At 67.0% G+C, this 16,636-nt stretch carries 20 protein-coding genes, 1 tRNA gene and 2 pseudogenes; 16 read left to right on the top strand and 7 right to left on the bottom strand.

Annotated features, from left to right (window positions below; translation table 11 throughout):
- Positions 1 to 260 precede the first annotated feature (260 nt).
- The 6 genes from MOQ72_RS28240 to MOQ72_RS28215 all read left to right on the top strand — a co-directional run bounded on the left by MOQ72_RS28240 (position 261) and on the right by MOQ72_RS28215 (position 4,922).
- Complete coding sequence (locus MOQ72_RS28240) at positions 261 to 455, top strand: ferredoxin (RefSeq protein ID WP_242188761.1); 195 nt, start codon at positions 261 to 263, stop codon at positions 453 to 455.
- Positions 452 to 1,657: an NAD(P)/FAD-dependent oxidoreductase gene (locus MOQ72_RS28235; RefSeq protein WP_242188760.1), complete on the top strand. Its 1,206-nt coding sequence runs from the start codon at positions 452 to 454 to the stop codon at positions 1,655 to 1,657. The genes MOQ72_RS28240 and MOQ72_RS28235 overlap by 4 nt, the downstream gene beginning before the upstream one ends.
- On the top strand, positions 1,654 to 2,508 hold the full coding sequence (locus tag MOQ72_RS28230; RefSeq protein ID WP_242188759.1) for an NAD(P)-dependent oxidoreductase: 855 nt from the start codon (positions 1,654 to 1,656) through the stop codon (positions 2,506 to 2,508). The genes MOQ72_RS28235 and MOQ72_RS28230 overlap by 4 nt, the downstream gene beginning before the upstream one ends.
- On the top strand, positions 2,508 to 2,885 hold the full coding sequence (locus MOQ72_RS28225; protein ID WP_242188758.1) for a carboxymuconolactone decarboxylase family protein: 378 nt from the start codon (positions 2,508 to 2,510) through the stop codon (positions 2,883 to 2,885). The genes MOQ72_RS28230 and MOQ72_RS28225 overlap by 1 nt, the downstream gene beginning before the upstream one ends.
- Positions 2,882 to 4,096, top strand: a complete 1,215-nt coding sequence (locus MOQ72_RS28220) for a cytochrome P450 (protein ID WP_242188757.1) — start codon at positions 2,882 to 2,884, stop codon at positions 4,094 to 4,096. The genes MOQ72_RS28225 and MOQ72_RS28220 overlap by 4 nt, the downstream gene beginning before the upstream one ends.
- Before the next feature lie 118 nt (positions 4,097 to 4,214).
- Positions 4,215 to 4,922, top strand: coding sequence for a TetR/AcrR family transcriptional regulator (locus MOQ72_RS28215; RefSeq protein ID WP_242188756.1), 708 nt, complete (start codon positions 4,215 to 4,217; stop codon positions 4,920 to 4,922).
- Between the two features lie 91 nt (positions 4,923 to 5,013).
- On the opposite strand, the gene MOQ72_RS28210 is transcribed toward MOQ72_RS28215, so the two are convergent.
- The 3 genes and pseudogenes from MOQ72_RS28210 to MOQ72_RS45730 form a co-directional block, all read right to left on the bottom strand.
- A complete protein-coding gene (locus MOQ72_RS28210; protein ID WP_242188755.1) occupies positions 5,014 to 5,817 on the bottom strand; it encodes an SDR family NAD(P)-dependent oxidoreductase in 804 nt (267 codons plus the stop codon).
- A gap of 16 nt (positions 5,818 to 5,833) precedes the next feature.
- Positions 5,834 to 7,048 carry a cytochrome P450 gene (locus MOQ72_RS28205; RefSeq protein WP_242188754.1) on the bottom strand — a complete coding sequence of 405 codons (1,215 nt, stop codon included), beginning with the start codon at positions 7,046 to 7,048 and terminating at the stop codon, positions 5,834 to 5,836.
- 216 nt (positions 7,049 to 7,264) lie between these two features.
- Positions 7,265 to 7,321: pseudogene (locus MOQ72_RS45730) on the bottom strand (ferredoxin); the annotation flags it as partial.
- Positions 7,322 to 7,489: 168 nt separating this feature from the next.
- On the opposite strand from MOQ72_RS45730, the gene MOQ72_RS28195 reads away from it, so the two are divergent.
- The 9 genes and pseudogenes from MOQ72_RS28195 to MOQ72_RS28155 all read left to right on the top strand — a co-directional run bounded on the left by MOQ72_RS28195 (position 7,490) and on the right by MOQ72_RS28155 (position 13,113).
- Entirely contained in the window at positions 7,490 to 7,873 is a 384-nt protein-coding gene (locus tag MOQ72_RS28195; protein WP_242188752.1) for a carboxymuconolactone decarboxylase family protein, read from the top strand.
- Between the two features lie 48 nt (positions 7,874 to 7,921).
- Positions 7,922 to 8,605 carry a TetR/AcrR family transcriptional regulator gene (locus tag MOQ72_RS28190; protein WP_242188751.1) on the top strand — a complete coding sequence of 228 codons (684 nt, stop codon included), beginning with the start codon at positions 7,922 to 7,924 and terminating at the stop codon, positions 8,603 to 8,605.
- A gap of 231 nt (positions 8,606 to 8,836) precedes the next feature.
- Positions 8,837 to 9,055: a hypothetical protein gene (locus tag MOQ72_RS28185; protein ID WP_242188750.1), complete on the top strand. Its 219-nt coding sequence runs from the start codon at positions 8,837 to 8,839 to the stop codon at positions 9,053 to 9,055.
- 144 nt (positions 9,056 to 9,199) lie between these two features.
- Positions 9,200 to 10,189 (top strand): D-isomer specific 2-hydroxyacid dehydrogenase family protein, encoded by a 990-nt coding sequence (locus MOQ72_RS28180; RefSeq protein WP_242188799.1) that lies wholly within the window; start codon positions 9,200 to 9,202, stop codon positions 10,187 to 10,189.
- A complete protein-coding gene (vanA, locus tag MOQ72_RS28175; RefSeq protein ID WP_242188749.1) occupies positions 10,186 to 11,226 on the top strand; it encodes a D-alanine--(R)-lactate ligase in 1,041 nt (346 codons plus the stop codon). Before MOQ72_RS28180 ends, vanA begins: the two co-directional genes overlap by 4 nt.
- On the top strand, positions 11,223 to 11,831 hold the full coding sequence (vanX, locus tag MOQ72_RS28170) for a D-Ala-D-Ala dipeptidase VanX (protein WP_242188748.1): 609 nt from the start codon (positions 11,223 to 11,225) through the stop codon (positions 11,829 to 11,831). Before vanA ends, vanX begins: the two co-directional genes overlap by 4 nt.
- 58 nt (positions 11,832 to 11,889) lie before the next feature.
- Complete coding sequence (locus MOQ72_RS28165; RefSeq protein ID WP_242188747.1) at positions 11,890 to 12,474, top strand: hypothetical protein; 585 nt, start codon at positions 11,890 to 11,892, stop codon at positions 12,472 to 12,474.
- Positions 12,474 to 12,623: pseudogene (locus MOQ72_RS28160) on the top strand (UDP-N-acetylglucosamine--N-acetylmuramyl-(pentapeptide) pyrophosphoryl-undecaprenol N-acetylglucosamine transferase); the annotation flags it as partial. The gene MOQ72_RS28165 and the pseudogene MOQ72_RS28160, both read left to right, overlap by 1 nt.
- Before the next feature lie 46 nt (positions 12,624 to 12,669).
- Positions 12,670 to 13,113 carry a GNAT family N-acetyltransferase gene (locus tag MOQ72_RS28155; protein WP_242188746.1) on the top strand — a complete coding sequence of 148 codons (444 nt, stop codon included), beginning with the start codon at positions 12,670 to 12,672 and terminating at the stop codon, positions 13,111 to 13,113.
- Here the strand turns inward: MOQ72_RS28155 and MOQ72_RS28150 are convergent.
- Together MOQ72_RS28150 and MOQ72_RS28145 are read right to left on the bottom strand one after the other, a co-directional pair.
- Entirely contained in the window at positions 13,084 to 14,175 is a 1,092-nt protein-coding gene (locus MOQ72_RS28150) for a sensor histidine kinase (RefSeq protein WP_242188798.1), read from the bottom strand. The genes MOQ72_RS28155 and MOQ72_RS28150 overlap by 30 nt on opposite strands.
- Entirely contained in the window at positions 14,168 to 14,863 is a 696-nt protein-coding gene (locus MOQ72_RS28145; RefSeq protein ID WP_242188745.1) for a response regulator transcription factor, read from the bottom strand. Before MOQ72_RS28145 ends, MOQ72_RS28150 begins: the two co-directional genes overlap by 8 nt.
- An 88-nt stretch (positions 14,864 to 14,951) precedes the next feature.
- Here MOQ72_RS28145 and MOQ72_RS28140 point away from each other — a divergent pair, with 88 nt between their 5' ends.
- Positions 14,952 to 15,173, top strand: a complete 222-nt coding sequence (locus MOQ72_RS28140; RefSeq protein WP_242188725.1) for a hypothetical protein — start codon at positions 14,952 to 14,954, stop codon at positions 15,171 to 15,173.
- Between the two features lie 283 nt (positions 15,174 to 15,456).
- On the opposite strand, the gene MOQ72_RS28135 is transcribed toward MOQ72_RS28140, so the two are convergent.
- Positions 15,457 to 15,529 (bottom strand) — tRNA-Ala (locus MOQ72_RS28135).
- A gap of 74 nt (positions 15,530 to 15,603) precedes the next feature.
- A complete protein-coding gene (sepX, locus tag MOQ72_RS28130; RefSeq protein ID WP_242188724.1) occupies positions 15,604 to 16,380 on the bottom strand; it encodes a divisome protein SepX/GlpR in 777 nt (258 codons plus the stop codon).
- Positions 16,381 to 16,636 lie beyond the last annotated feature (256 nt).

Raw genomic sequence — 16,636 nt, 5'->3', positions numbered from 1 at the left:
GCCGTACACGTCGGGCTCAACCGTCTACGAGCTGGGTGATCAGTTCGGCATCGAGCGCCGCACTGTTAGTGCGATCTTGCACCGCCACGGCGTGGCGATGCGCCGGCGCGGTCTGTCCGATCCACGTGATCATCAGTGACGCTCCCGTTGGTCTTTGTGCCCTGAATCACCCCACCTCGGCATTCCCGATCGCGCGACCAGAGCTAGCCTACGGTAACTGAACTTAGTTAGGTTAAGTTCTCGGGTGATCGGAGGAACGCGTGCACATCACGATTGACGAGGGGAAATGCTGCGGCGCGGGGCAGTGCGTGCTGGTCGCGCCCGACGTCTTCGACCAGCGTGACGACGACGGGGTCGTCATCCTGCTCGACGCGGAGCCGGGGGAGGATCAGCACGCTGTCGCTCGCGAGGCGGCGGCCGTGTGCCCGGCGGCGGCCATCCTGGTGGACGAATGAGTCGGCCGTCTCGGGTGGTCGTCGCGGGTGCTTCGGCTGCCGGGCTCTCGGTGGCGGAGACGCTGCGCCGCGAGGGTTTCGACGGCTCGATCACGATGATCGGCGACGAGGACTCGGCGCCCTACGACCGGCCGCCGTTGTCGAAGGAGATCCTCTCCGGCAAGTGGCCCGAGCAGCGCGTCTGGCTTCGCGAGGAGTCCGCTATCGATGCGTTGGACCTTGACCTGCGGCTGGGCGTTCGCGCGACCGGCGCGGATGCCGCGGCGCGAAACGTGGAGCTCGCCGATGGTTCGACGGTGCCCTACGACGAGCTGGTGATCGCCACCGGTGTGCGCCCGCGCCGGTTGCCCGGGACTGACGATGTACCGGGCGTGCACGTGCTGCGGACGCTGGCGGACGCTCGTGCGTTGCGGGCGGAGCTGGAGGCGAAGCCCCGGCTGGTGATCGTGGGCGCGGGCTTCCTCGGCGCCGAGGTCGCAGCCGTCGCCAGGCAGGTGGGCGCGGACGTCACGCTGGTGTCGGATCTGCAGGCGCCGCTGTCCGACGTGCTCGGTGACGACCTTGGTCGGCTACTCGTGGACACCCATCGCGAGCATGGTGTCGAGGTCATCACCGGGGTGCTGGTCAAGGAGGTGCTGACCAGCGACGGCCGGGTCGCCGGCGTACGACTGGCCGACGACCGGGTCATCGAGGCGGATGCCGTGCTGGTCGCGATCGGCTCGGTGCCCAACACCGAGTGGCTGGGCGGCAGCGGCATCGAGGTCGGCGACGGCGTGGTGTGCGACGAGTTCTGCCGGGCTGCACCCGGTGTGTGGGCCGCGGGCGACGTCGCGTCCTGGCAGCACCCGACGCTGGGCGAGCGCCTGCGGATCGAGCACCGCACGAACGCCGCGGAGCAGGGCATGGCGGTCGCGCGCAACATTCTCGGCGAGCCGAAGCCGTTCGCCCCGGTGCCCTACATCTGGTCCGACCAGTACGACCGCAAGATCCAGATCTACGGCCTGCCCCGCGGCGCGGACCGCTTCGCCGTCACCGACGGCGGCCTGGCCGACGGCAGGCTAGTCGCGCTCTACGGCCGCGACGAGGTCGTGCGGGCCGCGGTCGGCATCAACATGGTGCGCCCGGTGCGAGCCGCCAGGGCTCACGTGGCGAGCCGAACCGCTTGGGACGCGGCCGTTTCCCAGGAAGGAGCCACCGCATGACTGCGAAGCAGGACGTCAGGGCGGGCGTGATCGGGCTGGGCATGATCGGCGGCGGTGTCGCCGTCAGCTTGGCCCGCCGCGGCCGCGTCCCGGCCGTCTACGACATCCGCCCGGACGCCGCCGACGAACTCGCTGGTGTGCCCGCGCCACTCGCCTCACCGGCCGAGGTAGCCCGGGCCAGTGACGTCGTGCTGGTGGCCGTCGTCGACGCCGACCAGGCTCGCACCGTGCTCTCCGGTCCCGAGGGCGTGCTCGCGGGCGCTCATCCGGGCCTGGTCGTCGTGCTGCTGTGCACCGTCGCGGTGCCGGTGGTGCACGAGCTGGCCGAGCTCTGCGCCGAACACGATGTCGCGCTGCTGGACTGCGGGGTCACTCCAGGCGACAAGGCCGCCCAGAACGGGCTGGTGGCGATCCTCGGTGGCGACGAATCCGCTGTGGAGAAGGCGCGTCCGGTACTGGTGGACTTCAGCAAGGAGATCGTCCACTGTGGCCTGCTCGGAGCGGGCATGGCGACCAAGATCGCCCGTAATGTGATCACCTACGGGACCTGGCGCGCGGTGCATGAAGCCGCCGCGCTGGCCGCGTCGGCCGGAGTCGACCCGGCGAATCTGATCAACGTGGTCGAGGCGGCTGATCCTGAGGGCAGCACGCTGTTCACCTGGCAGCGCATGCGCCATGCCGCGGATCCGGGAATCCGCGCGGGGGTTCCGCAGGTGCGGCAGCTGCTCGACAAGGACCTCGCGGCGGCACAGGAACTGGCCGCGCACCAGTCCGTCCCGGTTCCACTGGTCGACGTCACGAGGGCGCACGGCGCCGAAACGATCGAAATTCCAGAGCGAGGAGACGTCTGATGTCCGGTGACACCGAACTCGGTATGTCCATGATGGACAAGGTCTACGGCGCCGGTTTCAGCGGGAACCTTCCCGCCGAACGCAGCCCGATGCTGGAGAAGACCGTCGACCACCTCTTCGGCGAGATCTGGTCACGGCCGGGCCTTTCCGTGCGGGACCGGCGGCTGCTCGTCATCGGGGCCACCGCCGCGCTGGGCCGTGCCGATCTGATCCAGATCCAGGTCGAAGGCGCGCTGGCGAACGGTGAGTTCACCGCCGAGGAACTGCGCGAAGCCGTGCTGCACCTGCACTACTACGTCGGCTGGGGAAACGGAACCCAGGTCAACAACGGAGTCGAAGCCGCGCTGCGCGTGCACGAAACGAAGGAGCAGAAATGACCGACCTGCCCGAGATGCCCACGGCCCGGCAGCGACTGCTGGACCCGCCCCTGGAGTACGACCAGCTGCGCGAAGAGCAGCCGATCGTCCGCGTCCGCTTCCCCAGCGGCCGGGACGGCTGGCTGGTGACCCGCTTCGAGGAAGGCAGCCAGGTCTTCTCCGACCCGAGGATGAGCGCTTTCCGGCCACGCCACGACATCCCGGCGGAGGAAGGCACCGACGCCAGCGACGCCAGCGAAGGCATCAACCCGACTTTCGTGATGATGGACGAGCCCGAACACGGCACCTACCGGCGCCTGCTTTCGGGACGCTTCACCCCGAAGTACATCCAGCGCAACCTGCAGCCCTACATCGACCGGATCGTCACCGAGCACTTCGACGAGATCGAGAGGCTGGGCGCGAACGGGCCGGTGGACCTCATCGAACACCTCGCACTGCCGATCCCCTGCCTGGTGATCTGCGAGATCCTGGGCGTGCCCTACGCCGACCGGGACGGGTTCCACCACGCCACCGAGGTGATGATGGACGTCAGCAAGTCCCGCGACGAACGCGCGCAGGGCGGCAAGTGGCTGATCGACTACATCACCGAACTCATCGCCGTCAAGCGCGCCGACCCGGACGCCGAGGGTCTGCTCGCCGACCTGATCCGCACCAGCCAGGAAGAGGACTCGTTCCTCACCGACGAGGACCTCATCAGCATCGGGGTTCTGCTGCTGTTCGCCGGGCACGACACGACCATGGCGATGATCGGCCTGTCCTCGCTCACCCTGCTCACCCACCCCGAGCAGCGGCGGTTCGTGCAGGACAACCCCGACAAGATCGGGCCGGCGGTCGAGGAACTGCTGCGCTACCTCACCATCGTCCAGTTCGGACTCGGCCGCACCGCCAAGGAGGACCTGGAGATCGGCGGGCAGCAGATCGCCGAGGGCGACCTGGTGGTCGTGGCGATGCCCGCGGCCAACCGCGATCCGCGCGCCTTCGACAATCCCGAGGCACCGGACTTCGAGCGGAAGATGACCCGGCACCTGGCCTTCGGCTACGGCGTGCACCAGTGCTTGGGCCAGAACGTGGCCCGCGCCGAGCTCAAGACCATCCTGCCGCAGCTGTTCACCCGCTTCCCGGGCCTGCGGCTGGCCACCCCGGTCGACGAGGTGGAGATGGACACCCACGGCACCAACTACGGCGTCCGCAAGATGATGGTGACCTGGTAAAACGGCTGGTTCCTCGGTCCGTGATCCACACTGGACACGGCCCGAGGAACCCCGCCCGAGCGCCATCGACGGCTTATCGTGGGCAGGTCAAGACGACGAGCATGGATGGTGGGAAAACGTGCCTGCAGACGGAGCCGGCCGGAAACGCAGCCGACGAGGTCAGGGCGACCAACTCCGCGCCGAGGTGCTCGACGCCGTCAACCGCCTGCTCAACGAATGGGGTAGCGACGAGAAGCTCACCATGCGCGCCGTGGCCAAGGAAGTCGGCGTTGCCGCACCGAGCATCTACCTGCACTTCGCCGACAAGGCCGAGCTGGTGTGGGCGGCACTGACCGACAAGTACGAGCAGCTCGCGGAGGAGATGGACCGCGCGGACCGGGATGCCGCCGACGGCGGGCCCCGCGAACGGCTGCGGGCCCAGGTGCACGCCTACTGCCGGTTCGCCCAAGAGAACCCCGGGCACTACCGGCTCATGTACGAGGTGCGCCAGCCGACGGTGGAACCCGACCGCATGGGCCAGCACCCGTCCCGGCTCGTCTCACGCGGATTTCGCCGCGCCCTCGCCCGCTGCGCCGAGGAGGGCTATCCGCTCGCCCTGCCCCTGCACCAGGCCGCGCACACACTCTGGACCAGCTTGCACGGGCTGGCCTCCATCCAGCACAGCCTCGCCATCGACGCCCCACCGCCCCTGGTGACCGGACTGGCGGACGGTCTGCTCGACGTCCTCGTCGCGACCGAGCGGACAACCGACGCCACCACGCCGCCCACCAACGAGGTCGACAGATTCATCGCCGAAACCGTCCTCGACGACGCCGAGACCCGTTAGTCGTTCCGCGGATCAGGTGTTGACTGACCGGTCGTCGGACCGATCGGTCAACACCTCTCTCACCACAGACGATCCTCGGCGGACCTACGCATCAGGGCGTGCCGGCGCGGAGGGTGAAACCGCCGTCGACGGGCAGTACGACGCCGGTGATGAACGCCGAGTCGTCCGAGGCCAGGAACAGCGCCGCGTTGGCGACGTCCCAGCTGTCGCCCTGGTGCCCCATCGGGACCATCGCGGCGCGGCGCGCGGCGACCTCGTCCCGATCGGTCCCGCTGGCCCTGGCGACCGAGTCCACGCCCATCGGGGTGTCCATCATGCCCGGCGCCACGCAGTTGATCCGCACGCCGTGCGGGGCGTACTCCAGGGCCAGGCTGCGGGTCATCGCGTGCACCGCGGCCTTGGACGTGGTGTAGGCGATGGCCTCTCCCCCGGCGAGCAGCCCCGCCATCGAGGAGATGTTGACCACCGCACCCCGTCCGCGTTCTCGCATGTGCGGCAGCACGTACTTGCAGGTCAGCCACATCCCGGTGAGGTTGACGTCGAATCCCTGCCGCCACTTCTCCGACGGCAGGGATTCGGTGGGCCCGGCTGGCACGATGCCCACGTTGTTGTGCAGCACGTCGACCGCGCCGAAAGCCTCCAGCGCGGCGTCGCGGATGCTTGCGCACTCCGCTTCGACGGTGACGTCCGCCTTGTGCGCCACCGCGATGCCACCCTGCTCCGCCACCAGATCAGCGGTCTCCTGCGCGGAGTAGACATCCCGGTCCACGACCAGTACCTTCGCGCCCTGCTGAGCGAAGGTCAGCGCGACCGCACGTCCGTTTCCGGTTGTGGTGCTGGGGGTCTGGCCTCCGCCGACGACCACCACGGTCCGGCCTTCGAGCTTGCCCGTCATCCTCGTCCCTCCGTGCTCACCAGGTGACCGGCAGTTCTTCGAGACCGTAGGTCAGGGCCTTGTTGTGGAAGTGCAGTTCGCTCTCGTCGACGGCCAGCCGCAGGTCCGGGATGCGCTGGAACAGCCGCGGCCACGCGACCTGCATCTCGACCCGGGAGAGGTTCTGCCCGAGGCACTGGTGCACGCCGAAGCCGAAGCCGATGTGCTTGCGTTCGACGCGGGTGATGTCCAGCTGCTCGGGCTCGGCGAAGACCTCGGGATCGCGGTTGGCGGCGGGCAGGTTGCAGATGATGCCCTCGCCTGCCTTGATGAGCACGCCACCGACCTCGGTGTCCTGCACGCAGACCCGACGCGGCTCGGTCTGCACCATGCTCCAGTAGCGCATCATCTCCTCGACGCAGCTCGGCGCGTACTTGGCCGGGTCCGACAGCAGGATCTCGCGCTGGTCGGGCTCGCGGATCAGCGCCAGGACGCCCAGGCCGATCATGTTCGCAGTGGTCTCGTGCCCGGCGCCGATGACCAGCACGCCCAGGCCAACGGCCTGCTCGAAGGTGAGCTCTCCGCGCTCATCGACATGGGTGTTGACCAGTCGCGACAGCAGCGCGTTGTCCGGCTCGGCGCGCTTGCGCTGCATGTGCTCGCCGATGGTGGCGAACATGGCCTCGTGCGCGGCCTTCTTCTCGGCCTGCGGCAGATCGAGCTGCACGATCTTCTTCGAGGACTCGTGCACCGCGTGGCGCTCCTCGTAGGGCACGCCGAGCACCTCGCAGATCACCACCGTCGGCAGCGCCAGCGCGAAGTGCTCGATGAGGTCCACCGGGCGCGGCATGGTCAGCAGGTCGTCGATGAGCCGGTCGGTGAGCTCGGCCATCCGAGGGCGCAGTGCCTCGGAGCGCTTGGCGGTGAAGTCGGGGTTGAGAATCCGGCGCACCGGCAGGTGCTCGTCGCCGTCCTTGCGGAAGAAGATGCCGCCCTCGACGAACGGCTGGGCGTCGCTGGTGTTGGGGAATCCCGGAAGGGTGACGTCGGCGGCGAAGCGGTCGGTGGCCGAGAGCACCTGCCGGGTCTGGTCGTGCCGGGTGATCAGCCAGGGCGTGTTGCCGTTCCAGATCCGAACCCGTTGCGGGGCACCGGCTTCGCGGAACTCGGTGGCCTTCTCGGGCGGGGCGAACGGGCAGCCCCGGTTCAGCGGGAATTCGGGAGCCGCGACGTGCTCTTCGGCGGTCGTCATGTCAATTCTCCTGTTTCGCGGAGGGAAGTGAGTCAGGCCGCGACCGCGGTGTCCCAGTCGGTTCGGTCGGCGACCAGTTTTCGCAGCGCGCGCAGCGGGCGGACCATGTCGATGCCGAGCGCCGCGGTGACGCGGCCGTCGCGCCCGAACAGCGCGGTGAACCGCCGCTCGCGCGCTGGCACTGCGCCGGTCGCGGACGTTCTCGTGCTGCTCGGCAGGCGGCGCGGCGTCCAGCAGGACCACCACGCCGTCCTCGTCGCGCTGGTCGAACACCTCCGGCGCAGCCAGCACGCATTGACCGGCTCCACAGCACTTGTCTTCTTCGAGGGTGATCTCCACGGCCAACTCCGATCTCTCACGAGTGGATAAGTGAACAGTCGTTAATATACATTCGTTTACTGATAGAGAGGAAACATGACCCACCCCACATCGGAGGATCGGATGAGCACCGACCGCGACGACGGCCTCGACCTGCTGCGCGAGATGCTGCCCGAGATGCTCGACGGCCAGACCGGGGACGAACTGCACATGGACGGCTTCGCCGGCGAACTGGCCGAGCTGAGCCTGCAGAACGTCTTCGGCAGACTCTGGACCCGCCCCGGCCTGGACCGGCGCAGCCGCAGCCTGGTCACACTGGGCATCCTGATCGCTCTGCGGGCGAACGAAGAACTGGCGTTCCACTTCCCCATCGCGTTGCGCAACGGCTTGACCAGTGCCGAGCTGGAAGAGGTCGTCTACCACGCCACCGCCTACGCCGGATTCCCCGCAGCCTCCGCGGCACGCCTGGTGGCGATGCGGTCACTCGGCGACGACTCCACCTCCTGACCAGGGCCGAACACCGTGGACAGCACCCTGACATGGCAGGCTGGGGACATGCGTGCAGACGATTCGTCCTCAATGGAAGATTCGGGCACCGCGCGGGCGCCGCGCGAGCGAAACCCGCGAGGCCAGGGCGACCGCCTGCGCGAAGAGGTGATCACCGCGCTGGTCCGCCTGGTCGGCGACGACGAGCGGATGCGCCCGCTGCCCCTGTCACTGCGCGAGGTCGCCCGCGAGGCGGGCGTCACCGCGCCCGCCCTGTACCGGCACTTCGCCGACAAGGAGGAACTAGGCCGCGCCGTCGAGGCCGACGGCTTCGACAAGCTGATCACGGCCATGGACGCCGCCGACGAGTGGGCCGCCGCGGGGCCGCCCAGCCAGCGACTGATCGCCCAGGCCCAGGCCTACTGCCGGTTCGCCCACGAGAACAAGGGCTACTACCGGATCATGTTCAAGACGGACTTCATGCGCTTCACCGCCTCCCCCACCGAACCGCACATGGCCGCCGAACTCGCCGAGCGATGGCGAACCGCAGTGGCCCGGCTGCGCGAACAGGACATCGAACTGAGCCAGTCCCCCGAACAGGCCGCGATGTTCATCTGGGCATCAGTGCACGGCCGGCTGGCACTCACGTCCACAGTGGAGTCGGTCTGGCCGCTCGGCGACGTGCACGACTACGTCGAGAAACTGGTCGAGTCACTGGTCAAGGTCGGCCTTCCACGCCAGCCGACGACCTGATCCGATCAGCATGGGGATGTGTCGGGTGTACCGGGCTTGTCGCTGCCGGCTCCGCCTACGTCTCCTACCGACACGGCCGCGACTTCGCCGACAGCCGCGAGATCCGCACCATCATCCTCGACCCCGAACGCGCACCCTTCGTCCAACTCGGATTCGAACTCTTCGCCACCGACAACTACACCCTCGACACCCTCGCCGACGAGCTCTCCAACCGCGGCGAGGCCGAACACCGTGCGTCGGGAGTACGCCCCCGCTCGCGCCGACGTGGTGGTCGCGGTCGGCGACGCCGCCCGGGCGATCGCCGACGGCGCGGGAGAGCGGGCGGTGTCGCTGGCCGACAACAAGGCGACCGTCGACTGGCTGCGCGAGCATCTCGTCGCCGGCGACGTAGTGCTCGTCAAGGCCTCCCACGCGGCGCGCCTCGACGAGATCGCCGCTGCGCTCACGTAACTCGGCAGCCTGAGCGGCATATCGTCCGCATATCGAAAATCGCATACGCGCTGGCAACACCGCGCTGTCTTGACTTGAGGCATGGCCTACAGCGAACTGGGGTTGATCTACAGCGGAGCGATCGCGGACCGTCGCGCCCGCGCGATGGCCGAGCCGTCCCCCTCGGCCGTTCCAACGACAGGACTCACGGTCTTCGGATGCGGCCAAGACGAAGCCGCCTTGTTCCGCGAGATGGGAACCCGCCTCGGAGTATCGCTAATCATCACCGAGGCACCCTTGGGTGAAACCAACGCTGAACTCGCTCGTGGCAACCGATGCATCAGCGTGAATCATAAGACTCCGATCACCAACCCGACGCTCTTGGCGCTCAGCAAAGCCGGTGTGGAATACATCTCCACCAGAAGCATCGGCTACAACCACATCGACCTGAAATACGCCGGACGCGTCGGCATCTCGGTCGGCAACGTCGTCTACTCATCCGACAGCGTGGCCGACTACACACTCATGCTGATGCTGATGGCCGTTCGCCACGCCAAATCCACCATCCGCCGCACAGACTCTCATGATTACCGACTCAGCGACACGCGCGGCAAGGAACTGCGCGACCTGACCATCGGGGTGATCGGAACAGGCCGCATCGGCACAGCGGTCATCGACCGGCTGCGAGGCTTCGGCTGCCGCGTGCTGACCCACGACAACCGATCTCACGTCTCAACCGACCACGTGCCGTTCGACGAACTGATCGAACAGAGCGACATCGTGACGCTCCACACCCCGCTCACCGCGGACACCCACCATCTCCTCGATCGCCATCGCATCGAGCAGATGAAGCCCGGCGCGTACATCGTCAACACAGGTCGCGGACCGCTGCTCGATACCGAGGCCCTCCTCGCCGCACTGGAGAGCGGCAGGTTGGGCGGTGCAGCGCTGGATGTCCTCGAAGGCGAGGAAGGCATCTTCTACGCCGACTGCCGAAACAGGCATGTCGAGAACGAGGCCCTGTTACGACTGCAGCGCCTGCCGAATGTGCTGATCAGTCCGCACTCCGCCTATGACACCGACCACGCCCTGAAAGACATCGTCGAGAACAGTCTCATCAACTGCCTGAGCTTCGAGAGTGGGAAAACAGCATGACAAGATTGAAGGTCGGAGTCATCTTCGGAGGCGCCTCCGAGGAACATCCCGTCTCCATCAAGTCAGCGCGCGAGGTCGCGAGGAACCTCGACACCGAGAAGTACGAGCCGTTCTGGATCGGCATCACGGCCGACGGCGATTGGAAACTGTGCGACGGCCCCGCCGCGGACTGGGAGAACGGCAGTGCCCGTTCAGTCACGCTGTCACCTGACCGAAGCGTGCACGGCCTGCTGGTCATCGGGCAGGACGGCTATGAGACGGTGCGTCTCGACCTCGTCTTCCCCGTGCTGCACGGCAAGCTCGGCGAAGACGGCGCGATCCAAGGCTTGTTGGAGCTCTCCGGCATCCCCTACGTCGGCTGCGACATCCAGAGCTCGGCCGTGTGCATGGACAAGTCCCTTGCCTACACCGTCACCAAGAGCGCAGGAATTGCCACCCCGAGCTTCTGGGTCGTTGCGGAGAACGACAAGGTCGACCCCGACCGTCTCCCCTATCCCGTCTTCGTGAAGCCGGCCCGTTCGGGCTCCTCGTTCGGCATCAGCAAGGTCACCCGGGAAAACGAGTTGCCGGACGCGCTGAGCACGGCGCGACAGTACGACTCGAAGGTCCTGATCGAGGAGGTCGTGGTAGGCAGCGAGATCGGCTGCGCGGTCCTCGGGGAGCTGTTCGGCCTGGTCACGGGCGAGGTGGACCGCGTCGACCTCTCACACGGATTCTTCAGAATCCACCAGGAAGACTCCCCCGAGACCGGATCGGAGAACTCGACGTTCATCGTTCCCGCCGACATCTCCGACGAATCGCGCCAGCTCGTCCAAGAGACCGCCAAGACCATCTACCGCGCCCTGGGCTGCAAGGGACTTGCCCGCGTCGACATGTTCCTCACCGACGACGGACAGGTGGTGCTCAACGAGGTCAACACCATGCCCGGCATGACGTCCTACAGCCGCTATCCGCGGATGATGGCCGCCGCGGGATTGTCGCTCTCCGACGTGATCGACCGGCTCATCTCGATGACACTGCACGGGAAGAAGCGATGAACGACGACTTCGTCTACATCGACGACTGGGTGCCGGGCGTCCGCTGGGATGCCAAGTACGCCACCTGGGACAACTTCACCGGCAAACCCGTCGACGGCTACCTCGCGAATCGCATCGTCGGCACCCGGTCCCTGTGCGCGGCCCTGGAGCAAGCACGCGAGAAGGCAGCTTCCCTCGGCTTCGGGCTGCTTCTCTGGGACGGGTATCGCCCCCAACGCGCCGTCGACTGCTTCCTCCGCTGGTCAGAACAGCCAGAAGATGGCCGGACCAAACTGCGGCACTACCCGAACATCGACCGGCCCCAGATGTTCAAGAACGGATATGTGGCCGCGAAGTCGGGCCACAGCAGGGGCAGCGCCGTCGACCTGACCCTCTATCAGCTTGCCACCGGTGAGCTTGTTCCCATGGGTGGCGGCCACGACCTCATGGACCCGATCTCACGTCATCAAGCCAGCGAAATCACGCCGACCGAGGCCCAGAACCGTGAGCATCTCCGTTCCATCATGGAGGACTGCGGATTCGATCGGTACGACAGCGAATGGTGGCACTACACGCTAAGAAACGAGCCCCATCCCGATGTCTACTTCGACTTTCCCATCACATGATCGGAGTCTCCATTGCATCTCGCAGTGGGGACATTTGGAACGCAACGACGAGGTCGTCATGCGGCGCACCGACCTATCGGGGCTGGAGGTCTTCTTGGGTGGCGCCGATCCATCGCGACTGCACGACTGGGCCTCCGACGGATACCGCTCAAGCGAGGAATACCTGTTCTGGTCCCGCAAGGTCTGCGGTCTAGCGTGCCTACAGTCGCTGCTCCAGGGCTGGATCGACATCCGGCTGCCGATGGGCGAACTCCTCGCGCTGGCCCTCGACTGGGGCTGCTACGTGGTGGAGCCCTCGGGCAAGGTCCAAGGACTCATCTACCGGCCGTTCATGGCCTGGGTCAGCTCACAGTTCGGATTCCACTGCGAACTGGTCGAGCACACGCCCATTCACGTATCCAGCCGAGAGGTGCGACCCGGGCAGGTCATGATCGCGTCAGTATCACCTGAGATTCGCGACCCAAACACCCACGAGCCCCAACGTGGAGGCCACCTCGTACTGATCTACGCGGTCGATGACGGTGTCGTGCGGTTCCACAACCCGTCGGGCTACTCACACAATTCAGACTCCGCATCGCTACCCATGCAGGTATTCGAGCGGTTTCACGCGAACCGAGGAATCTTGATCAGAGGGACATCGTGATGCCAGGCGAGCCTCCACCGCGCATCGTCGTCGCCGGCGGCCACTCGGCAGGGCACATCGAGCCCTCGATGAACTTCGCCGACGCGCTGCGCCGTCTGGAGCCCACGGCCGAGATCACCGCTCTCGGCACCGTCCGCGGACTGGACACGACTCGCGGAGCAACGAAGTATCGACTCACGAGGCTTGGAGTGAACCATGCGGATACGACCAGCGCGCAGCGCTGACGCCGAAGCCGTCAACGAATTGCTCGGCCAGCTGGGCTATCCCCAGGATGCAGCGACAGCCGCTCGGCTCCAGGCCTGGTTCGACGACCCGGCCAGTGCGGCCTACATCGCCGAAACCGACGACGAGTCACTCGGCGTCATCGCCGTCCATGTCTGCCCGTTCTTCGAACGCAAAGGTGCCTGGGGCCGAATCACCGCACTGGTCGTCTCCGACCGAGCACGCGGATACGGCGTCGGCTCCCGGCTCGTCGAGGCCGCCGAGTCTTTCGCCGCCAGCCACGGATGCGTTCGGATGGAGGTCACCAGCAATGATCGACGGCCGGACGCGCACAGGTTCTACGAGCGACGCGGGTACACCGGCCAAGCTGGAATCTCGTCCCGCTTCCTACGAGACCTGCCGAGCTGTCGCGGGTAGTCGTACCGTGACGCAGAGCCCGCCGTCCGCGCGCGGGCTGAGCGAGAGCGTTCCGTCGTGCGCTTGGGTGATGCTCTTGGCGATCGCCAGACCGAGGCCGGCACCTACATGGTCGCTGCGGATGCGTTCGGTGCCGCGCTGGAACGGCTCGGTGAGGGTGGAGACCACGTGCGGGCTGAGCTTGTCACCGGTGTTCTCGACCGTAAGCACGGCGTCCTCGGAACCGACAGCGGTGCTGACCTGAACGATGCCGTATTCGGGCAGGTTGTGGACGATCGCGTTGTGCAGGAGATTCGTGGTCAACTGCAGCAGGAGCGCATGGGACCCGATGGTCGGGGTGATGTCCCCGGAGGTTTCAATGACGACGCCATGCTTCTCGGCAAGTGGGAGGAGTGTTTCGGTGGCTTCTTCCGCGATGAGCGACAAATCAACGTCATCTCGGGCGAAGGAGCGCTGGTCAGTGCGGCTGAGCAGCAGCAGTGCTTCAGTGAGGTCGATCGCTCGGGCGTTGACGACGCGGAGGCGTTCATCGAGCTCGCTGCTTTCCCGGTTCGGATCGTTGCGAGCGACGTCGAGCAGGGTCTGCGTGATCGCAAGTGGAGTACGCAGCTCGTGGGAAGCGTTGGCTGCGAAGCGCTGCTGTTCGGCGACATGCGCTTCGAGCCGCGCGAGCATGCCGTCGAAGGCGTCAGCGAGCTCTCGGAACTCGTCCTGGCGCCCCTCCAACTCGATCCGGTGAGAGAGCGACCCCCTCGCAGCCGTGCGCGTGGCATCGGTGATGCGGGTCAGCGGGGCCAGCATCCGCCCAGCGAGAATCCACCCTCCGGCGAGACCGAACACCAGGAGGAACGCAGTCGCGCTGGCGGCCGCCGGCGCGAAGTCACGCATTAGCGCGGTGCCCGAAGGCGCGATCACAACCTCGCCAGCGTCCTGTGCCCTCTCCCGGTAGCCGTCCAGGAACACCGCAAACGCCCCGAGCAGCACGGCGCCGGCCAGCATTAGGAAGCCGGCATAGCTGAAGGTGAGCTTGAGGCGAACGCTCAACCCAGGCGCCCTATCCACGTTCGCCTCCATCGCTCCCGGCGTCCGGTCCCGTGTCGATGCGGTAGCCGACGCCAGGCACCGTAGCGATCAGCCAGGGTTCGCCGAGCCGCTTGCGCAGTGCGGATACCGTGATGCGCACGGCGTTGGTGAACGGGTCGGCATTCTCATCCCAAGCCCGTTCCAGGAGCTCTTCGGCGCTGACGACACCGCCTTCGGCGGCCACGAGGACTTCGAGCACCGCGAACTGCTTCCGGGTGAGCGCGACGTACCGGCCGTCCCGGTAGACCTCGCGGCGGAACGGATCCAGCCGCAGGCCGGCGATCTCCCGCACTGGCGGCCTGTTGTGCGCACGCCTGCGGTCGAGAGCTCTGAGACGGAGTACGAGTTCTTGCAGCTCGAACGGCTTGGTGAGGTAGTCATCGGCGCCGAGCTCGAACCCGGAGGCCTTGTCGTCCAGCCGGTCCGCAGCGGTGAGCATCAGGATCGGCATGCCGCTGCCTGAAGCGACGATGCGTTCGGCAACCTCGTCGCCGGAGGGCCCGGGGATGTCGCGGTCGAGGACGGCGATGTCGTAGGCGTTGACGCTCAACAGCTCCAGAGCGGTGGCGCCGTCCCCGGCGATGTCGGCCGCGATCGCTTCCAGGCGCAGTCCATCGCGGATGGCCTCGGCCATGTAGGGCTCATCCTCGACAACCAGCACACGCATGCTCTCAATCGTAGGAGCGGGCGGATATCGCCGACGTATCGAAAACCGCGTACAGGCTGGCAACACGGTGCCGCTTTGACTGGCACACATGAGTCAGACCGCAGGACGACCACCGACCGGCAAAGCTCTCACGTCCACGGTCGCCGGCCTGTCCATCGTGACCCTCGCCGCGATCGTCGGAATCCTCGTCCACTTCTTGAGCGATCGCCCAGTCGACCAGCGACGCCAAAATGCCTACGGCCAGTCAGGTGCGGCCGTCAGCCTTTCCGCTTGCGCCCGGTCGCAGGCGTTGGCCTGCCGGGACCGGTGAGCGCAGCGAGCCGCACGCCCGGCCGGCCAACGCCTGCTTGACCGGGCTCGCATACAGGAAGGTCGGCGGCTCCACCCTGGCTCGCATACAGCGGCAGGCGGCCCCGCAGGGGCCGCCCTTGATGACGATGGAGATCTACTCGCAGGCGTCGTCGAAGAAAACGCGGGACGCGCTCAAGCGGCTTGGTGAGAGCCTCGATGAGCAGTGAAGCTGCTGTACTTTGCTGCTATCCCGGCCGCAAAAGAGGCCGTCCACTTTACTGTGGACGGCCTCTGACGTGCAGTGGAGCTGAGGGGAATCGAACCCCTGACCTTCTCGATGCGAACGAGACGCGCTACCAACTGCGCTACAGCCCCTTGTTGAGTGCTGGCAAGAGCCTAGCAAGCCTCTGGATCAGCACTCACAGCACCCCCTGTTGGGTGCTCGCGGACTATTCGCCGGAGGCTCGCCGGTATGGCTCCCAGGTGCGTTCGTCCAGCTCGTCGAACATCGGGTCCTCGTCGTCGATCTCCACGCGCACCGCTTGCGCGGCCGGTCGGTCCGATCGGCGGTCGGCGGACCGGTCGGTTTCGTCGGGCTCGTCGTCGACGTCTTCGTCGTACTCCTCGATCCGCTCGTCGACTTCGTCGTACTCCTCGACTTCGTCGTACTCGCCGTTCAGCCGCGCCAGCCGACGGCTGCGGACGTCTTCTTCGATGCGGACCTGCCGACGCAGGTACGTGAGGTAGCCGACCAGCATCAGGTCTATGGCGCCGTGCGCCCACCACACCATCGGCCACAGCAGGCCGGCCAGCAGCGCGGTGGTCACCGCCACGAGCAGCATGACGAGCACGATCCGCTGCCGACGGGCGTACTTGGCGCGCGCCGCCAGGGCGGCGGCTTCCGGGTCGAAGCCGCCACGGCCCGGCCGGTAGCGGCGCCCGGCCCGGACGTCGTCGCTGTGCACCCGCCGCCACGAGTTGTCGAGCTCGTGTTCTTCGACTGCGTCGTCCTGGTCGGTGTCAGGCATCCCGAACGCCTCCTCCACCCTGTCGGTTGTTGCGGCTCCGGGCGTGGCCGGTCGCCGACCGCTGCCGCGCCGGACAACTCGTGCGGCTAGCGCGGAATCGGTGGTCTTGGACACTTCCTGGCGGCGGCGGGCGAACATCGGTACCAGCACCACCAGCCATGCCGCTGCCAACGCAGCGAAGATCAACGAACTGGGCATGCCCCGCCACCTCCCCCTGGCCACCAGCAGCGCACAAGTCTGCGATCGCCACGCTAGCCACACCAGCAACTTCTGTCTCGGAGCCACGCCGAGTCACATCGGTTCCCCGGCGAAGAGAAAATCGCACGTTCGGAGCAGTCGGCGGCAACATCGACACCGGCGTGTCGGCTTCCGCACCGCCGAATGCCGTCAACAGCACCGCTGTTCAGCCCAAGTTCGACCGGGCCGGTCCTGCTCAGCGGTGACGGCGCGTGAT

It is taken from the genome of Saccharopolyspora soli (assembly GCF_022678645.1).
Taxonomy (GTDB): Bacteria; Actinomycetota; Actinomycetes; order Mycobacteriales; family Pseudonocardiaceae; genus Saccharopolyspora; species Saccharopolyspora soli.
Note: the sequence above shows the minus strand (reverse complement) of the source record. Positions and strands in the feature narration are given on the sequence as shown.

Excerpts from the sequence above, each read along its gene's own strand:
- MOQ72_RS28235 (WP_242188760.1), top strand. The coding sequence starts at position 452 with ATGAGTCGGCCGTCTCGGGTGGTCGTCGCGGGTGCTTCGGCTGCCGGG.
- MOQ72_RS28230 (WP_242188759.1), top strand. The coding sequence starts at position 1,654 with ATGACTGCGAAGCAGGACGTCAGGGCGGGCGTGATCGGGCTGGGCATG.
- MOQ72_RS28225 (WP_242188758.1), top strand. The coding sequence starts at position 2,508 with ATGTCCGGTGACACCGAACTCGGTATGTCCATGATGGACAAGGTCTAC.
- MOQ72_RS28220 (WP_242188757.1), top strand. The coding sequence starts at position 2,882 with ATGACCGACCTGCCCGAGATGCCCACGGCCCGGCAGCGACTGCTGGAC.
- MOQ72_RS28210 (WP_242188755.1), bottom strand. The coding sequence starts at position 5,817 with ATGACGGGCAAGCTCGAAGGCCGGACCGTGGTGGTCGTCGGCGGAGGC.
- MOQ72_RS28205 (WP_242188754.1), bottom strand. The coding sequence starts at position 7,048 with ATGACGACCGCCGAAGAGCACGTCGCGGCTCCCGAATTCCCGCTGAAC.
- MOQ72_RS28195 (WP_242188752.1), top strand. The coding sequence starts at position 7,490 with ATGAGCACCGACCGCGACGACGGCCTCGACCTGCTGCGCGAGATGCTG.
- MOQ72_RS28190 (WP_242188751.1), top strand. The coding sequence starts at position 7,922 with ATGCGTGCAGACGATTCGTCCTCAATGGAAGATTCGGGCACCGCGCGG.
- MOQ72_RS28180 (WP_242188799.1), top strand. The coding sequence starts at position 9,200 with ATGGCCGAGCCGTCCCCCTCGGCCGTTCCAACGACAGGACTCACGGTC.
- vanA (WP_242188749.1), top strand. The coding sequence starts at position 10,186 with ATGACAAGATTGAAGGTCGGAGTCATCTTCGGAGGCGCCTCCGAGGAA.
- vanX (WP_242188748.1), top strand. The coding sequence starts at position 11,223 with ATGAACGACGACTTCGTCTACATCGACGACTGGGTGCCGGGCGTCCGC.
- MOQ72_RS28165 (WP_242188747.1), top strand. The coding sequence starts at position 11,890 with ATGCGGCGCACCGACCTATCGGGGCTGGAGGTCTTCTTGGGTGGCGCC.
- MOQ72_RS28155 (WP_242188746.1), top strand. The coding sequence starts at position 12,670 with ATGCGGATACGACCAGCGCGCAGCGCTGACGCCGAAGCCGTCAACGAA.
- MOQ72_RS28145 (WP_242188745.1), bottom strand. The coding sequence starts at position 14,863 with ATGCGTGTGCTGGTTGTCGAGGATGAGCCCTACATGGCCGAGGCCATC.
- MOQ72_RS28140 (WP_242188725.1), top strand. The coding sequence starts at position 14,952 with ATGAGTCAGACCGCAGGACGACCACCGACCGGCAAAGCTCTCACGTCC.
- sepX (WP_242188724.1), bottom strand. The coding sequence starts at position 16,380 with ATGCCCAGTTCGTTGATCTTCGCTGCGTTGGCAGCGGCATGGCTGGTG.